Origin of the sequence: Clostridium sp. AF15-41 (assembly GCF_003604095.1) — a bacterium.
Classification (GTDB): Bacteria; Bacillota; Clostridia; order Lachnospirales; family Lachnospiraceae; genus Coprococcus.
On record NZ_QTMQ01000005.1, the window covers coordinates 128,352 to 147,482 of the forward strand.

Sequence of the window (19,131 nt, forward strand, 5' to 3'; positions counted from 1 at the left end):
ATACATACAAAAGAAAGATACAGTATAAGAACTGTATAAAAGGAGGTTCCGATTGGACAATAATTTACCGGAAAACAGTAACAATAATAACAACAGCAATAATAACAATAATAATGGAAATAAAGGGAAAAACAACCGCTCGATCATTGTGATCCTGGTTATTTCCATTTTACTGACATTTTTATTCTGGCGCGTATTTGACCGGGTGTCATCCGGCAGAGAAGAGGAAGTCACATATGGTCAGTTTATCGAGATGTTGGATAAGGGCGAGGTTGGTTCTGTAAAGATCTACGGAAGCAAGATCGTATTTGAAAATAATGCTGATGATAAGCTGATCAGTAAGACCAAATATACAGCAACCAGAATATCGGATGACAGTCTGGCAGAGAAGCTTCGTCAGGCAAAGACCAAATATGGAACAGAATATGAAGGTGTAGATGAGAGTGGAAGTGCTATGGTCGGTACGATCATTTCTTATATCGTGATGATCGTTGCATTCTATCTGCTGTTGTCGATGATCATGAAACGAAGCGGTGGCGTAGGCAGAGCCAATGCGAAAATCTACGTTGAGAAGAAGACGGGCGTTACCTTTGCGGATGTAGCCGGCGAGGAAGAAGCAAAAGAGTCTCTGACAGAGATGGTTGATTTCCTTCACAATCCAAAGAAATATCTGGATATCGGTGCGAAGCTGCCGAAGGGTGCGCTGCTTGTCGGCCCTCCGGGAACCGGTAAGACCCTGCTTGCAAAAGCTGTGGCAGGTGAAGCAAATGTACCATTCTTCTCTATGTCCGGTTCCAGCTTTGTAGAGATGTATGTCGGTGTGGGTGCTTCCCGTGTCAGAGATCTGTTCAAACAGGCGACACAGATGGCACCATGTATTATATTTATCGATGAGATCGATGCGATCGGAAGAAGCAGAGATTCCAGACATGGCGGAGATTCCGAACGGGAGCAGACCTTGAATCAGCTTCTTGCGGAGATGGATGGCTTTGATACATCAAAGGGGATTGTAATCCTTGCAGCAACGAATCGCCCGGAGGTACTTGATAAGGCGCTTCTTCGTCCGGGTCGATTTGACCGCAGAGTTATCGTAGAGAAGCCGGATCTGAAGGGAAGAATCGATACACTGAAGGTTCATTCCAAGAATGTCAAGATGGATGAAACCGTTGATCTTCATGAACTGGCACTTGCAACTTCAGGTGCAGTTGGTGCGGATCTTGCAAATATCATAAATGAGGGAGCACTGGCAGCCGTTCGTGATGGCAGAAGCCTGGTTTCTCAACAGGATCTGATCGGCGCGGTAGAGGTTGTATTTGCCGGCAAAGAGAAAAAGGATCGTCTGCTCAGTAAAGAAGAAAAACAGATCGTTGCTTATCATGAAGTCGGACATGCATTACTTGCTGCAATTCAGAAACACCCTGAGCCAATCCAGAGGATTACGATCGTTCCAAGAACAATGGGATCTCTGGGTTATGTATGGCAGGTTCCGGAAGAAGAAAAATATCTGGAATCCAAGAAAGAGCTGGAAGCAGAGCTTATAACCCTGCTTGGCGGACGTGCAGCGGAAGAATTGAAATTCGACTCGGTGACAACAGGAGCATCAAATGATATCGAGAAGGCGACCAAGACAGCCAGAGCCATGATAACCATGTATGGTATGTCAGACAAATTCGGTATGGTGCAGCTTGAATCGATAGAAGGGCAGTATCTGGACAGAAATCTTGCCCTTCAGTGTTCGGATGAGACCGCTACCAAGATCGATAAAGAAATCCGCGATATGCTGCGAGATTCCTATAATAAAGCAAAAAGACTTTTGTCTGCTCATATGGCAGCCCTGGATTCTATCGCTGACTTCCTTATAGAACACGAAACGATCACCGGCAAAGAATTCATGTCGATTCTTGCTCAGGTGGAACCACAGAGATAGGTGCAATACCGCACATGGACGGTTATATCACACAACTATTATTCCGCAAGACGCTTGCGCTCTATTTTCCACGCAGCGGTGCTAAGTTCTCCGCCTGTGGCGGTTCACTAAGAACCGGCGTGGAAAAAGGCTTGCTACATAACAGTGTGTAATATAACCGCCCATGTGCGGTATTTTTGATATCCCCTAAAAACATATACCACTGCATAGTTGCAATATGTTGTGGTAGTTTTAAAAATGCCGTTTTTTGCGTGGCATGTAATACACTGTTATGAAGCAAGCCTTTCCGAGCGTCGGTACTTAAGTTACGTATTTTGCAACTTTATGTACCGTTACGTCGAGGAATAGAGCGCAAGCGTCTTGCGGAATAATAGTTGTATTACATGCCACGCCAAAAACGGCATTACTAAAATTAAAATTGAAGTTGGTCGAGGTTTTTGCCGTAGGCAGGGAGGAAGTCGGACAGGAAATGGGTAACTTCCGGAAGGTCGGCAGCAAGCTTGTCGACAGCAGCCTTTGTGGATTCGTAGGCACTGGAAAATTCCGGATTGCCGACAGAAGTTTCTTCCATACATTTGATAAGAGCGGACAGCTTATCCGCAGCTTTTACAAGCTTCCAGATATATTCATCCCCGGACTGACGAAAGAAGAGCGGTTCATACTGTGGCTTCATCTCATCCGGCAGTTTGTTTAACAGCTTATAGCAGGCTGTTTTCTCGATCATTTTAAATGATTCCTTGATGTCATCATTATAATACTTGACCGGAGTCGGCATATCACCGGTTATGATCTCTGAAGCGTCATGGTATAGCCCGATCAGAGCAGCCCGTTCCGCATTCAGATCCTTTTCGTAGTAAGTATTGCCGATCACGGCAAGGGCATGAGCGATAATACTGACTTCCAGACTGTGTTCACACAGATTTTCTTCCCTTGTATTCCGCATCAACGCCCAGCGGTCAATGTATTTCATTCTCGAAATCATAGCAAAAAAATTATATTCCATCTTTCAATCTCCTTGTTGTATGTATGCAGATATTTGCAAAGATATATACCCGCTACACCTTGTTTGAACTAAAAACCGCCCACAGTCTGGAATATTGCATACTGTTATGTAGCAAGCCTTTCCGAGCGTCGGTACTTAAGCTGCGTCTTTTGCAGCTTTATGTACCGCTACGTTGAGGAACAGAGCGAAAGCGTCTTGCGGAATAATAGCTATGCAATATGACAGACCTAGACCTCTGGTGGCTTTTTCGTTCTAATACAACTGGGTAAATATCTGCATACAGATTATCTTATTCCTTGTGGAAAAATTCGTACACCATTTCGGCGGCGTTCCGGTTCATGGATGGCACCTGCATCAGTTCATCGACGGATGCCTCCCGGATCTTTGCGATATCTTTGAAATAGCCCATCAGATCCTTTCGTCTGGCAGGGCCGATGCCCGGTATATCCTCAAGGATCGAATGTACCTGAGATTTGCTTCTGAGGCTTCTGTGATATTCGATGGCAAAACGGTGGGCTTCATCCTGCAAACGGGTGACCATGTCAAATGCCTGAGTATTTTTCGGAAATTCCACTTCTTTATTGTTAAAATACAGACCTCTGGTTCTGTGGTAGTCATCCTTTACCATGCCGCAGACCGGAATGTTCAGATGCAGCTCGTTAAGAACCTCCAGAGCAATGTTGACCTGTCCCTTACCACCATCCATCATAAGGATGTCAGGATAGACCTTAAAACGTTCATCGGTAAATCGTCTTGTCAGAACTTCACGCATACTGGCGTAGTCATCCGGTCCGTCGATCGTTCTTAATTTGAATTTGCGGTATTCATTTGGCCTGGCTTTTCCATTTTCAAAGACCACCATCGAAGCAACCGAATGGTAGCCGCTGATGTGCGAGATATCGAAGGCTTCCAGACGTTTGGCCGACGGAACTCCGATCAGCTCCGCCAGTTCCTTTGCTGCGCCTTCTGTTCGTGCCTGCTCCCGTTTCAGCTTTTCTGTATCCTGTGTCAGAACAAGAAAAGCATTGTCGCGCGCAAGTTTTAACAGCTTGGCTTTGTCACCTTTTTGAGGGGTGAGGATGTGCACAAGATTCCCCCGCCGCTCGCTTAAGTATTGTTCGATCAGCTCCTGCTCATTTACTTCATGCTCCAGAATGATTTCCTTAGGGAGAAATGGAGTAGAAGCGTAATACTGCTTTAAAAATGCAGCCATAATATCTCCATAAGATTCCGACTGCACACCGGTCATATGGAAATGCTCTCTGCCGATTATCTTGCCGTTACGGATGAAGAAGACAGAGATAACGCCCTCGTTCATGTTGTTGGCAGCCATCGCGATCACGTCACGGTCATCGGTTGTTGTGTTGTCAACACGCTGTTTTGATGCGATATGCTTAATGCTTTCGATCAGATCACGAACCTCTGCCGCCTGTTCAAATTCCATGTCGGCTGCAAGCTGTTTCATCTTTTCTTCCAGCTCCTTTACCGTCTGCCGGTGATGTCCGGTCAGAAAATGAATTGCCTGTTCCACCTGCTTGCCGTAGTCCTCTTTTGAGATGTAACCCTGACAGGGAGCCTTGCATTGCCCAATGTGGTAATACAGACATGGACGATCCAACCCTGTTTCCTGCGGTAGCTTTTTGTTGCAGCTACGCAGATGATACAGCTTCTTTAACAGATCAATGGTATCCTTGACGGCACCTGCATTAGTATAAGGACCAAAATATCTGGCATGATCCCGGTGCATCTGATGCGAGAACAGAATACGAGGAAAATCCTCGTTGACTGTGATCTTGATGTATGGGTAGCTTTTGTCATCCGTAAGCATGGTATTATAGTGCGGACGGTGTTCCTTGATCAGATTGCATTCCAGCACCAGCGCTTCAATTTCGGATTCGCAGATGATATATTCAAACCACGCGATGTGGCTGACCATTTTTTCGATTTTAGGTGAGCGTTTATATCCTGCCTGAAAATACTGGTGTACCCGGTTATACAGATCAATGGCTTTGCCGACATAGATGATTTCATCGGTCTTATTATGCATCAGATAGACACCCGGTGTATGAGGCAGTTTTTTTAATTCTTCTTCAAAATTAAACATACTTTGAATTAATTTCCTTTCCGCTGTTTATTCTAAAAACAACAGGTTCACACATAAAAATCAGTATAACACAAGATACAGAAAACAGGTGGCTTTTTTCCTGAAAAAATGAATTGATGAATTGACGATAAATAGGTTGTAGAATATAATGAAACAAGAACTGAAACTAGGGAAAACAGGAGGAGAAGATGGTTTACAGTATAACAGTATCCAAACTCATAGAGAAAATGAATCTGAAGAATTATACACCGGAGATCGATACCGATAAGGTACTGATTCAGGATCCGGGTATGAACCGCCCGGCGGTACAGTTTGGAGGATTCTTTGAACATTTCGATGCAGGACGTATCCAGATATGCGGAAATGTAGAACATGCCTATATCGCAGCAATGCATACAGAGGAAGAAAATATCAAGATCATAAATGAATTTTTTTCGTATAAACCGCCATGTCTGATATTCTGCCGGGATCTCGAACCGTATGAATTTATTATAGAAGCAGGAAAGAAGCATGGAGTGCCTGTCCTTACATCCAGTGCAGTTACATCTGCATTTGTACATGAGGTAGACCGTTGGCTCCATGTAGAATTGGCACCAAGAATATCCGTACATGCCGTACTGGTCGATGTATACGGCGAAGGTGTTCTGATCATGGGCGAGAGTGGCATCGGTAAATCAGAGGCTGCTCTGGAACTGATCAAGAGAGGGCACCGTCTGGTTGCGGATGATGTGGTAGAGATCAAGAAGGTCAGTGATGCTACTCTGGTTGGACGTGCACCGGATATCACCAGACACTTTATCGAACTTCGTGGTATCGGAATCATTGACGTAAAATCCCTGTTTGGTGTAGAATGTGTAAAGCTGGATCAGAATATCGATCTGGTTATCAATCTGGAAGAGTGGAGCAAGGATACGGAGTATGACCGTTTGGGTCTGGAAGACCAGTATACGGAATTTCTTGGAAATAAAGTCGTAAGTCATAACATCCCGATCCGTCCGGGTAGAAATATCGCGATTATCGTTGAATCTGCCGCGGTCAACCACAGACAGAAGAAGATGGGATATAATGCAGCACAGGAATTATATAACAGAGTGACGCAGAATATCATGAAGGGCAATGCAAATAAGGAGGAGCAGTAGAAAATGGCAAACTATGTATTTGGAGTAGACATCGGAGGAACAACCGTAAAGATCGGTCTGTTTACAACACAGGGCGAGATGGTTGAGAAATGGGAGATCACAACAAGAACAGATGAAGGTGGAAAGTATATTTTAAGCGATATCGCAGCATCTGTTGAAGATAAACTGGCAGAGAAGAAGATCGAGAAGTCTGATGTAGCAGGTGTTGGAATGGGTGTTCCGGGTCCTGTAAAGGCAGATGGAACTGTTATCAAATGTGTAAATCTTGGATGGGGAATCTTCAATGTAGAAGAAGAACTCAGTAAATTATTAGACCTTCCTGTGAAAGCCGGAAATGATGCGAACATGGCAGCCCTCGGCGAGATGTGGCAGGGTGGCGGAAAAGGCCACAAGGATATCGTCATGGTAACACTCGGAACCGGTGTCGGCGGCGGTATTATTTTAAATGGAAAGATGCTCGCAGGAACCAACGGTGCAGGCGGGGAGATTGGACATATCTGTGTAAATGATGACGAGACAGAAGTCTGCGGATGCGGCAACAAGGGCTGTCTTGAGCAGTACACATCAGCAACCGGTATCGTTCGTATGGCAAAGATCATTTTAAATACAACAGACAAGCCATCCAAGCTTCGTCAGATCCAGTATATCTCAGCAAAAGAGATATTTGACGCAGCAAAAGAAGGTGATGAAGTTGCGGCAACACTGGTAGAGAACCATGGAAAGGTTCTTGGAAAAGCACTTGCACAGATTGCATGTGTAGTAGATCCAGAAATCTTCGTAATCGGTGGTGGCGTATCCAGAGCAGGAGATATACTTATCAATACAACCGCTAAATATTTTGCACAGTATGCTTTCCATGCATGCAGACAGACCAAGTTTGCACTTGCTACACTTGGGAACGATGCGGGTATGTATGGTGGCGCATGCAGTATACTGAATCAGTAAAATGTATTAAGTAAACTATGTGTAAATTACATAAATCGGGTTGAAACGCCCTGAAAATTCTATACATTTTTAATATTGAATTCTAAAAGCCTTTAATGTATGATATTGTGTGGTAGTGTTTGAGATTTTGAGAAATCAACTGGAACAGCACGCAAAACCTATATTAAAGGCTTTGTTTTGTCTATCAGGTTTGTAAGATTCCTAAGAGTTCAGAATAAAAACAGGTCAGGAGTTTAAAATTATATGACATCGTTTTATGAGAGAGCAGCAGCGATCACAGGAGAAAACAGAATAAAAACAAAAGAGCCTTTGAACCGATATACAACTTTTCGGATAGGCGGGGAAGCAGATTTTATGGCAGAACCGGAAAAGCCGGAACAGATCGCAGAGCTTGTAGATCTGTGTAAAGAAGAAAACGTTCCATTTTTTATTATGGGAAATGGAAGTAACTTACTGGTATCAGATAATGGCTATCGTGGAATGATCATTCATATAGCAGAGGGAATGTCTCGGATCATGGTGGATGGAACAAAAATCATCGCTCAGGCCGGAGCATCTTTGATCAAAGCAGCAGTAACGGCAAAACAGCATGAACTGACCGGAATGGAATTCGCATCAGGAATACCGGGAAGTGTTGGAGGCGCTGTTTATATGAATGCCGGAGCATATGGAGGAGAGATGAAGCATATTATTTCATCCGTAAAAGTGCTGGATCAAAACGGACAGATTTATGATATTTCAGGTTCGGATATGGAATTTGGTTATCGCCACAGTAAGGCTGAGAAGGATGGTCTGGTCGTATTGGAAGCTGAATTTGAGCTTCAGACAGGAGATGCAGCTCAGATAGATGCAGAGATGAAGCGACTGGCAGAAGCGAGAATTTCAAAGCAGCCACTTGAATATCCGTCGGCAGGTTCGACCTTTAAGAGACCGGAGGGATATTTTGCAGGAAAACTGATCATGGATGCGGGACTTCGCGGTTATACTGTAGGAGGAGCCCAGGTATCAGAGAAACATTGTGGTTTTGTGGTGAACAAAGGCGGCGCAACGGCGGCTGATGTCATGCAGTTGGTAAACGATGTAAAGAAAACGGTAAAAGACAGCTCCGGTGTGGATCTGGAGCTTGAGATAAAGACACTGGGGGCATTCTAGGATGAGATTTGTAATTGTAACAGGAATGAGCGGTGCAGGAAAAACAACAGCGATGAAAACGCTGGAAGATGCAGGATATTTCTGCGTAGATAATCTTCCAATCCAGCTTATCAAACGTTTTGCGGAAATTGCATACGATGAACAGATTCAGGTAGATAATGTGGCGATCAGTGTGGACATTCGAAGCGGAAGAGCGTTAAGCCAGTTGAATGCCTGTCTGAATGATATGAAAGAAAATGGGTATCAGTATGAGATCCTCTTTATGGAGTGCTCAGATGAGAAACTGGTAAAACGATTTAAAGAAACAAGAAGAAATCATCCGTTATCTGCTAAGAATGGAAGAATTATAGATGGTATAAAAAAAGAAAGAGAATTGATCAGCTTTATCAAGGATGAAGCGGATTATATTATAGATACAACGAATCTTCTGGTAAGGGAATTTAAATCTGAACTGGATAAAATATTTGTCCAGAATATGGAATATGGGAATTTTATCATTACCATCATGTCATTTGGATTCAAATACGGAATCCCGAGAGACTCCGATATTGTGCAGGATGTGAGATTCCTGCCGAATCCTTATTATGATGAAGAGCTACGTCCGCTTACCGGAAATGATAAAGTGATTCAGGATTATGTCATGAACTGTGAGGAAGGACCGGAATTTCTGGACAAATTCATTGATCTGGTGCAATTCCTGATTCCCAATTATATTAAAGAGGGAAAAAATCAGCTTGTTATCTCGATCGGATGCACCGGTGGCAAACATCGTTCCGTAACGATTGCGAATGAAGTATATAATCGTCTGCAGAAATCCACATACACTGTGAGAATATATCACCGTGATATCGGAAAAGATGCAGTTGTAAAGAAATTATAGAAAAGGAGTGAGGCATATGTCCTTTTCCTCGGAAGTAAAAGCAGAGCTTGCCAAGAATATCAGCAACGCAAGACATTGCAGAATAGCGGAACTTTCAGGAATGATGTCCATGGTGGCAGATGTGTGGTACAGAAATGGTTCACTCTTTAAATTATGTATAACAACAGAACGAAGTATTATAGCAAAGACAATGGCATCACTGATAAAGGTGTTGTTTGACATCCGTATGGAATGTTCGGTGAAAAGAACAGGTAGTAACAGCCGAATCTATCGAATGGTACTGGATCGGCCGGACGAGATCGAACGGATGCTGCAGACTTTGAAGCTTTCCCCGGATTTTAGGATTTCACAGAAGGGTGTGACAAAAGTAAGCTGTCAGGATATGACAGTGAATCGAATGGTAGTACAGCAACAGTGCTGTAAGCGGGCATTTATCAAAGGTGTATTTATGACATCGGGATCCGTCAGTGATCCTAAAAAAGGATATCATCTGGAGATTGTCTGTGATAATGAAGACCGGGCGGGAATGATTGAGAAGATTATGGCGGAGCTTGATATCGAGAGTCGCATTATTGCCAGAAAAAAATACAGTGTCTGTTATATAAAAGATGGAACCATGATCGTTGATGTGTTAAATATCATGGGTGCTCACATTTCTCTGATGAATATGGAGAATGTGAGAATATTGAAAGATATCAGTAATAATGTTAATCGCAGGGTAAACTGTGAAGCCGCGAATCTGAATAAAACAGTCAGTGCTGCGGTCCGTCAGATTCAGGATATAAATTATGTGATAGAGACAAGAGGTATCACATATCTCCCGGATAACCTGAGAGAACTGGCGGAACTTCGTCTGGAAGAACCGGATGCATCCCTGAAAGAATTAGGTGAGATGATGAATCCCCCCATTGGAAAGTCGGGAGTCAATCATAGATTAAGAAAAATAAGTGAAATAGCAGATGACCTAAGACAAAAGTCGTATGTGTAGGAGGAAAAAATGTTAGAAAAAACAGTTAAGGTAGCTATGACCGAAGGAACCGAAGAAAGACCGGTAGCAGTTCTTGTACAGATTGCAAGCCAGTATGAGAGTCAGATCCATCTGGTATCGGATGACAAGAAGATCAATGCAAAGAGCATTATGGGAATGATGAGCATGGGATTTACAGAAGGACAGGAGATCACAATTATCGCAGATGGCAAAGATGCGGAAGCTGCAGTAAATGAGATCGCAGATTACCTGACAGCAAATGCATAAATTCTTCCGGCAATTAATTGGTGTTTTTATTGCACGCTTTGTTTGAATGTGATAAAATCAATTTATTAATGGACATGTGTCATCGGAGGAAGTAGATATGGGATTTTTTGATGGGATTTTTAAGAAAATACCTTTCGTATCCAGATTTTCTAAAAAGAAAGCACCGGTCAATAACGTAGAGTTACAGTATAATAAGGCGATGAACCTTATGGATAACGGAGATTCGGAAGAATCGGTTAAAATACTGGAGCAGGTTTCAGACATTGGTATAATGGATACCCAGTATAAATCATATGGTGATGACGCCCTGCTTGCACTGGCAGAATTTTATGAAAAGGGTGTTTATCGTAATGCAAAGACAAATGTAGATATGAATAAATCTACAAAATACTACGAGAAGTATGTAAATCAGAACCGTGACGGAGATGTTATTTACAAACTTGCCAAGATGATGCTGGAGATTCAGAATTTCTCAAAAGCAATCAAGTATTTTGAAATAGCCGCAACCGATTATGGCATCAAGGCAGCATATATGAGCCTTGGTTCTATTTATGAGAGCGGATTGAACCGAATCGATGAATATGGAAATAAGAGTGATTTTGTAGTTCCTGCTGATCTGGAAAAGGCAATGCAGTGGTATAAGAAGCTTGCAGATGCAGGCGATGCAAAGGCAAAGGCTTCATATGAACGTGTACTATATGCGAGCACGCATGAGGACAGCCTGGAATTTGAAGAAAAAGATAAGCTGTATACAGAGATTTCCCAGAGAAGAAAAGAAAAGGGAAAAGAACCGAGATACAAGGTGATCGAGGCCTCCAGACTTCAGTATCAGTATTCCTATGTACATAATCAGGTGGAAGGTTATATTCACAAGCTTCCGAAAGACTGGGTGAAGACCATCAATGAGTCAACAGGCGAAGAATATTACGCACCAAGCCTTACATATAAAGATTTTGCAATCTATGTTTATTACGACAGTATACCAAAGGATTCTAAGAAGACGTTGGAAAACTATCTGAGATATTGTAATGATGCATTTGACGAAGATTTACAGTTGAAAGCATATATTACAGAGTATGCAGATGGTATCTGCACGACATACTACCATAAGGATATGGAAAAGGGTATTGTTTCATTTGCGTTCTATCAGGGAAGACGACTGGCATGTATGCGTTTCGTATGTGCAACGATGGAGATCATTGAACAGTACGAGGAGATTATCTTCGAGGTAGCAAACTCATTTGCATTTATTGATCCGACACTGGTCAGTGAAGAAAGTGCAAACCGGAGAGATATGCAGTATTACAATGAAGCAATCTACTGCTATTATCTGGAAGATTATGAAGGCGCAATGAAGGCTGCAAAGCAGGCTTTGAAGTTTGGCAGTATCAAGGCAAGTTATCTGCTTGTAGAACTGTATTATGATGAAGACAGTCCATATCGTGATCTGGAAAAAACGATCAGTTATGCAAAGCAGTTATTTGAAGCAACCAAGGATCCTGAACTTGCATTTCTGATCGGAAATGTCTACGATCAGCAGATGAAGGATTACATGAAAGCATTGAACTGGTACGAGAACGCAGAGAGATTGGGACACAAGAGAGTTGCATTCTATCTGGGACGTATTTATTACTATGGTCTGCTCCGTACCAAGAGAGACGGAAGAAAGGCTCTGGAATATTTTAAAAAGGCAAGAGCGAATGGTATACCGGAAGCAGAGGGCTATATTAAGGATCTGGAGGAACTGAAGGGTGAAGATCTTCAGACGGCCGTTGAGAAATGGGAAAGAGCGGTTCAGGCAGGAAGTGAATCTGCGGCAATTAAGATCGCAATGATGAAACAGCAGCAGATTTTCTATATAGCAACGCCGTACGAGATTGAAAAAGCATATCTGGAAGCACTTGGACTTGGAAGTGCCAGAGCAGGATATGAACTTGGACGTATCTATCAGCTTCAGGAGAAACAGGAAAATTATAAGGGCGAGATTAAGAGCATCAAGTATTTTGAGAAAGCCTTTAATGCGAACTTTGATGACTGGGATAAGGAAAACTTATTCAAGGTTATCAATTACAAGGTTGAAAAAGGTCTCGATAACGAAGAGGCTATCAAGCTATATATTGAAAATGCAAGTATGGGTTACGTTCCGGCTATTGAGAAGCTGTTTGAACTGGTTCCGTTTACGACACAGCAGATTTGGAGTCTGTATGATGCACTGATCGAGCTTGCAGAGACCGGTGATGAGACTGCTATCGTAGCGATGAACAAACTGGAAATGCATTATGTGGATCTGATCATCCGTGAACCGGGTAAGGGACAGAAGATTGTGGAGAATAAGTTCTTCCGCCTGTGCGTTCCAAAAGAGTGCTCAGCAACGATCAATGATGAAGGCGGTACTATCAAGCTTGCCGATTCTGTTGTTGAATTTGCGGTAGCTGAGATGCCTGTCAATGCGACAGCAGAGCAGGATTATCTTAAGATCTATAAACTGATCGTATCAGAGTATCTGCCGGATGAGAATGCAGAAGTTATTATTGCGAACTCCAGAATGATCGGTTCGGCGATCAGAAGTTCAAAGGATAATATACATACATACAGTATTCTTTTGATCAGTTCAAAGAACCAGTATATCTTCAAGCTTAGTTCGAAGGATAAACGTGAGATGATGCAGTTCAAGGATGTATTGAATACGATTGCTAAATCTCTGGTTGAGACCGGCGAGATCTATAAGGCAACAGGTGAAAACAGAAAGAATATTGGTCTTGCATTCCTTCTTAAGGCAAATGAGAATGGATTCCTTTCGATAGGAAAAGATGCTTAATAGAATTTAGAACAGTATGTTTTAAAGCAGTATCTTGCCCGAAGAGTAATTCTTCGGGCAAGTGTCTGTTGAAGCAGTATGTAGAAATGGCAAATGCGTTTGTCGTAGAGGTGAGTACAAATGTTTAGAAATATCATGAACGATCTGGCAACATGGTATGAGATTGGAGAAAATAAAGCAGCACTCATTAGAGGAGGAAAGTTTGTAGGAAAGACATGGGCAGCCCTTGATTTCGCTACAGGCTTTTTTGACGAACACATTCTTATCAATCTGGAGCAGTATCCGGATTTTTGCCAGTATATTTCAAAGGAGCGAAAGCCTGAGAAGCTTCATGCGAAATTAACGACCTCACTGGATAAATACGATTTTCAGGGCAAGTTATTGATTTTTGACAATGTACAGCTCAGTACGATGGCGGTACCAAATCTGGTAGAGTATGCGAGGGTAAGTAACAATGTGCGAATCTGTATGCTTGCAACTGTTAATGGACCGTTACCGGGTGAAGCGGAATGTCAGGATGATCTCTTTGTATACGAGTTGATGCCGATGACTTTTGATGAATTCTTAAAAGCCGGAAAGGGGCGTAAACTCTGGAAATATATCGAGAACCAGAGACTGGAAGGATTGCCGGAAGAGGTACGCAAAAGCATAGATACAATGTTGGATGCATTTTTAGTGACCGGGGGAATGCCGGAAGCGGTAAATGCATATTACAAAAATGAAAATTTTGAAGAAGTTGAAGGTATTTTGCAAAAAACACTTGACAAAATGACCGAATATATAGTAAAAGTAACACCGAAGAAACTTTTAACAAAGGTTATGTTGATCTGGAACAGTATTCCTGTTCAGCTTACCAAAGAGAATAAAAAGTTTATGTACGGATATGTAGATCCCAAGGCGAGAGCCAGAGAGTATGAGTCGTCTGTTGACCATCTTGTACGGATCGGAGTTGTCCGTCAGGTATATCGTATAAGACACGGGGTGTTACCACTTGCAGAGCAGGTGGATGAGAAATCCTTTGAGATTTATCATTTGGATCACGGTCTTTTAAGAATTATGGCAGGCATTCATTATAATGATATAGATAAGACCAATATCGTTGATACGATGGATGGCATGATAGCCGAGCAGTATGCACTAGAAGAATTATATGCGAATAAGAATATTGGCAAGCTGTTCTTCTGGATATCATCTGCAACAGCAAAGGTTGATTTTGTGTATGAAGGTGATGGCGAGGTTGTACCGGTTGATGTACAGACAGAGCCACATACCAAGGCACAGAGTTCCAAGGTGTTTAAGCAGAGATATGACAATGCGACGTCTATCAGAATCTCAACAGATGATATGTATATGAATAACGGACTTTTAAATGTTCCGTTATACGGCATCTGGAATTTTTAACAAACGCCGAAATAGCTCAGTTGGTAGAGCAACGCATTCGTAATGCGTGGGTCGAGGGTTCGAGTCCCTTTTTCGGCTTTAAACCTTATACCCCGAAACCTAAGAGAAAGCAAGGGCTTCGGGGTATTTTTTATGCCTTAAAATGGTTTTAGGGGCAGAATTATGAAAATTCTCAGGTAACTGCTTTCTTGGGTGTTGGCAAAAAGGGTAAAATGAAATACAATAAAAATCGGACAATATTTAGAATGAAATCGGAGATGAAAAGTTTCATGAACATGAACTGGTATAAACATTTGAAAACGATCAACCATCATAAGTGGCTGGTTATGAAGAATTGCTTCCGGGCAGGCTTATATAAACAGGGACTGCTGCATGATCTGTCCAAATATTCGTGGACGGAGTTCTCGGTAGGTGTGAAGTATTATCAGGGAGATCGTAGCCCGAACGACGCGGAGCGTGAAGATAAAGGATATACAAGCGCATGGCTGCACCACAAGGGAAGAAACAAGCATCATCTGGAATATTGGGTAGATTACAGTATGGATCGCTCCGGTGCATTGGCAGGCTGTAAAATGCCGGAGAAGTATGTGGTCGAGATGTTCTGCGACCGGATCGCAGCAAGTAAGAATTATAATAAAGAGAAGTATAATGATTCCTATCCACTGGAATATTTCAGAAAAGGAAAAGCAAGAAAAAATCATTTGCTTCATCCGGAGACGGATGCACTGCTTGAAAGTCTGCTGGTGATGCTGGCAGGAAAAGGAGAAGATTATACCTTTGACTATATACGACGTGAAGTGCTGCATAATAAAAGGCCGAAGAAAAAGCAGAAATAAGATCGTTATCGGCAGTAACGTCAGACCGGAGAAAGTATATAAACGGAAGAGAGGCTGAAAAGGCGGAGGGATAAATATGGATTTTACACATTTACATGTGCATACGGAATATAGTTTGCTGGATGGATCGGCGAAGATCAAGAGTCTGGTGAAACGCGCGAAGGAACTGGGGTATGATTCGCTTGCGATCACCGATCACGGCGTTATGTATGGTGTTATTGATTTTTATGAGGCAGCAAGGGCAGAGGGGATCAAGCCGATCATAGGCTGCGAGATCTATGTCAGCCCGGGATCACGATTTGACCGTGAGAATACCAGAGGAGAGGAACGATACTATCATCTGGTGCTGCTGGCAGAGAACAATCAGGGATATAAGAACCTGTCAAAGATTGTATCCAGAGGATTTACCGAGGGATTTTATTATAAGCCGAGAGTAGACATGGAAGTGCTGGAACAATATCACGAGGGTATTATTGCGCTTTCAGCCTGTCTGGCAGGCGAGGTTGCGGTCAATTTAAGAAAGAACAACTATGAGGAAGCCAAAGAGGCAGCGCTCCGTCATTTGAAGATATTTGGAGAAAATAATTATTTCCTCGAGATGCAGGATCATGGACTGGCAGAGCAGGCGACGGTAAATGCGGGTGTTATGCGGTTGTCCAAAGAGTTGGGTATTCCTATGGTCGTAACTAATGATTCTCACTATATCCTTGCGGAGGACTGGGAGGCACACGATGTTCTTCTGTGTATCCAGACGAACCGTAAGGTACATGATGAAGATCGTATGCGCTATACAGGCGGACAGTATTACCTGAAATCCAAAGAAGAAATGTATAAGCTTTTCCCTTATGCGAAGGAAGCGCTTGCAAATACACAGAAGATTGCAGACCGTTGTAATGTAGAGATCGTATTTGGCGAGCAGAAGGTGCCGGAATTTGACGTGCCGGATGGGCTGACAGCCGAGGAGTATCTGGAAAAACTCTGTATGGAGGGTATCAGGAAGCGTTATAATCCGGTAACACCGGAGTTGATGGAGCGCCTGACCTATGAGATCAATACGATCAAGAAAATGGGATATGTGGATTATTTCCTGATTGTATCAGACTTTATAAGATATGCCAAGGATCATGGGATTGCGGTTGGCCCCGGCCGTGGATCTGCAGCGGGTAGTATCGTAGCCTATTGTCTGGAGATTACGAATATTGATCCGATCCGTTACAATCTTCTGTTTGAACGATTTCTGAATCCGGAGCGAGTATCTATGCCTGATATCGATGTGGATTTCTGTTATGAGAGAAGACAGGAGGTTATCGATTATGTTGTCCGTAAATATGGAAAAGAAAAGGTAGTACAGATTGTAACCTTCCAGACGATGGCAGCACGAAATGTTATCCGCGATGTCGGTCGTGCGTTGGATCTTCCGTATGCACTCTGTGATTCGGTAGCGAAGACAATTCCGATGGAGATCGGTATGAATATTGATACAGCTCTGAAGGTCAGCAAGGATCTGAAGGAGATGTATGAGGGAAATGCAGATGTCAAGCAGTTGATCGATATGGCAAGGAAGTTAGAGGGACTTCCGAGAAATACCGGTATGCATGCGGCCGGTGTCGTAATCGGCAGAGATTCTATCGATGAATATGTACCGCTTGCAAGAGGCGGTGACGATTCGATCATCACACAGTTTACAATGACTACGATCGAACGGTTAGGACTTCTGAAAATGGACTTCCTCGGACTTCGTACTCTGACCGTTATTCAGGATGCGGTGAAGTTCATAAAGCAGGAGACCGGAGTTGATATTGATATCGACCATATCGATTATGACGATAAGAAAGTATTTGAGTTAATTACTTCAGGAAAGACAGAAGGTATCTTCCAGCTTGAAAGTTCCGGTATGAAGAGCTTTATGAAGGAGCTAAAGCCTCAGAGTCTGGAAGATGTCATAGCAGGAATCTCTCTGTATCGTCCGGGTCCTATGGATTTTATTCCGAACTATATCAATGGTAAGGAACATCCTGAGAAGATCACCTATGATGTGCCGGAACTTCAGGAAATCCTGGAACCGACCTATGGCTGTATCGTATATCAGGAACAGGTTATGCAGATCGTTATGAAGCTTGCAGGATATACACTTGGACGAAGCGATCTGGTACGCCGTGCTATGTCTAAGAAAAAAGCGGATGTCATGGCGAAGGAACGACAGTATTTCGTATATGGAAATGAAGAATTAGAAGTGCCGGGCTGTATCGCCCGAGGTATCCCGGAGGCAACTGCAAATAAGATTTTCGATGATATGACGGATTTTGCAAAATATGCATTTAACAAATCCCATGCAGCAGCATATGCGGTTGTTGCCTATCAGACGGCATTTTTAAAATGCTATTATCCGGTTGAATTCATGGCGGCGCTGATGTCATCGGTAAAGGATAACAGTTCCAAGGTCGCAGGCTATATCCAGTCCTGCCGCCAGATGGGAATCCGGATTCTGCCGCCGGATATCAATGAAGGCTACAGCGGATTCTCAGTAGCCAAGGGTGCGATACGATATGGCATGTCAGGAATCAAGAGTGTCGGAAGTGCAGTAGTAGACCGGATCGTAGAAGAACGGGAGGCAAATGGACCATATAAAGACATGAAGGACTTCCTGGTTCGTATGACACCGAAGGAGACAAATAAGAAGACTGTTGAGGCGTTGATCCTTGGAGGTGCATTTGACAGCTTTGGCGTGAAGAGACGTCAGATGATGATGGCATATCCGATGATGATCGATGAAGTCTATAAAGAGCGGAAGAATTTATCTGCAGGACAGATGTCATTTGCAGAATTCTTTGGCGGTGAGTTTGCAGAAGCTGCAAAGACGAAATTCCCGGATGTAGAGGAATATGACGAGCAGGAGAAGCTGGCACTTGAGAAATCCGTACTGGGTATCTATATATCCGGCCACCCGCTTCTTGATTATGAGAAACTGATGAGTGAGAAAACGGCATTTTCATCGGTGGATTTCATGATCGATGAGGAAGAAGGACGTGCAAGAGTTCAGGATCAGAGTATCTGTATTCTTGGCGGTATGGTAGCAGATGTTACGATAAAAATGACGAAGAATAATCAGAATATGGCGTTTGTAACACTGGAGGATATGGTCGGACAAACGGAGATCATCGTATTTCCTAAGAAATATGAAGATTATCGTGAGAAGTTGACGGCAGATAATAAGATCTTCGTAAAGGGACGTGCAACGGTATCCGAGGAGGATGCGAAGCTGATCGCTGAGGAGATCCTGACCTTTGATGAGGTTGTGGCCGGAAATGATTTCAGCCGTTATAATAACAGCGGCAGAATGAAGCCACGCAGAGAAAATGCAGGAAAACCGGAATTTACAGAAGGTGATCTTCAGGTCTGGGTATGTTTTGACGATAGAAAAGAATATGATGAACTGGAGAAGGATTTCCTGTCGATTCTTGAAGAATATAAAGGAAACTGTCCGGTATACATATTCATAAAACAGGAAAAACAGTATAAGAATATGGGCAGAGGTTTTATGGTTGATGGCGCTTCCGGTATCGTTGACCGGTTGAAGCTGGAATATGGTGTCAGCCGTGTGACGGTTCGCCCGAACAAGAAGAAATAGCAGAGTTCCGGCGTGTATATATGGTGGCTGTGAATGATATTTA

General features: G+C 43.0%; 13 protein-coding genes and 1 tRNA gene. 12 read left to right on the forward strand and 2 right to left on the reverse strand.

The genetic code is table 11. The features are described 5' to 3' along the window. Positions 1–52: 52 nt before the first annotated feature. Positions 53–1,927 (forward strand): ATP-dependent zinc metalloprotease FtsH, encoded by a 1,875-nt coding sequence (gene ftsH / locus DWW43_RS05465; RefSeq protein ID WP_119962955.1) that lies wholly within the window; start codon positions 53–55, stop codon positions 1,925–1,927. 412 nt (positions 1,928–2,339) lie between these two features. Here ftsH and yfbR read toward each other — a convergent pair whose 3' ends face one another. Continuing rightward, complete coding sequence (gene yfbR / locus DWW43_RS05470) at positions 2,340–2,930, reverse strand: 5'-deoxynucleotidase (protein WP_008401342.1); 591 nt, start codon at positions 2,928–2,930, stop codon at positions 2,340–2,342. Between the two features lie 289 nt (positions 2,931–3,219). Further along, positions 3,220–5,034: an excinuclease ABC subunit UvrC gene (gene uvrC, locus DWW43_RS05475; protein ID WP_243104402.1), complete on the reverse strand. Its 1,815-nt coding sequence runs from the start codon at positions 5,032–5,034 to the stop codon at positions 3,220–3,222. A gap of 188 nt (positions 5,035–5,222) precedes the next feature. Between uvrC and hprK the strand changes: the two genes are divergently transcribed. The 11 genes from hprK (at position 5,223) to DWW43_RS05530 (ending at position 19,088) form a co-directional block, all read left to right on the forward strand. After that, entirely contained in the window at positions 5,223–6,173 is a 951-nt protein-coding gene (hprK, locus tag DWW43_RS05480) for an HPr(Ser) kinase/phosphatase (protein ID WP_008401344.1), read from the forward strand. A gap of 3 nt (positions 6,174–6,176) precedes the next feature. Next, entirely contained in the window at positions 6,177–7,118 is a 942-nt protein-coding gene (locus DWW43_RS05485) for an ROK family glucokinase (protein WP_119962957.1), read from the forward strand. A gap of 243 nt (positions 7,119–7,361) precedes the next feature. Then, entirely contained in the window at positions 7,362–8,270 is a 909-nt protein-coding gene (gene murB, locus DWW43_RS05490; protein WP_119962958.1) for a UDP-N-acetylmuramate dehydrogenase, read from the forward strand. 1 nt (position 8,271) lies between these two features. Next, positions 8,272–9,150, forward strand: coding sequence for an RNase adapter RapZ (gene rapZ / locus DWW43_RS05495; protein WP_008401347.1), 879 nt, complete (start codon positions 8,272–8,274; stop codon positions 9,148–9,150). A gap of 16 nt (positions 9,151–9,166) precedes the next feature. Further along, positions 9,167–10,138 carry a DNA-binding protein WhiA gene (gene whiA / locus DWW43_RS05500; RefSeq protein WP_008401348.1) on the forward strand — a complete coding sequence of 324 codons (972 nt, stop codon included), beginning with the start codon at positions 9,167–9,169 and terminating at the stop codon, positions 10,136–10,138. Positions 10,139–10,147: 9 nt separating this feature from the next. Then, positions 10,148–10,405: an HPr family phosphocarrier protein gene (locus DWW43_RS05505; RefSeq protein WP_008401349.1), complete on the forward strand. Its 258-nt coding sequence runs from the start codon at positions 10,148–10,150 to the stop codon at positions 10,403–10,405. 97 nt (positions 10,406–10,502) lie between these two features. Continuing rightward, positions 10,503–13,223, forward strand: coding sequence for an SEL1-like repeat protein (locus tag DWW43_RS05510; protein WP_119962959.1), 2,721 nt, complete (start codon positions 10,503–10,505; stop codon positions 13,221–13,223). Between the two features lie 120 nt (positions 13,224–13,343). Beyond that, positions 13,344–14,624 carry a DUF4143 domain-containing protein gene (locus DWW43_RS05515; RefSeq protein WP_243104403.1) on the forward strand — a complete coding sequence of 427 codons (1,281 nt, stop codon included), beginning with the start codon at positions 13,344–13,346 and terminating at the stop codon, positions 14,622–14,624. 5 nt (positions 14,625–14,629) lie between these two features. Further along, a tRNA-Thr gene (locus DWW43_RS05520) sits at positions 14,630–14,702 on the forward strand. A gap of 197 nt (positions 14,703–14,899) precedes the next feature. Further along, a complete protein-coding gene (locus DWW43_RS05525) occupies positions 14,900–15,460 on the forward strand; it encodes a DUF5662 family protein (RefSeq protein ID WP_119963004.1) in 561 nt (186 codons plus the stop codon). A 76-nt stretch (positions 15,461–15,536) separates the two neighbouring features. Continuing rightward, positions 15,537–19,088, forward strand: coding sequence for a DNA polymerase III subunit alpha (locus DWW43_RS05530; RefSeq protein ID WP_119962960.1), 3,552 nt, complete (start codon positions 15,537–15,539; stop codon positions 19,086–19,088). Positions 19,089–19,131: the final 43 nt, after the last annotated feature.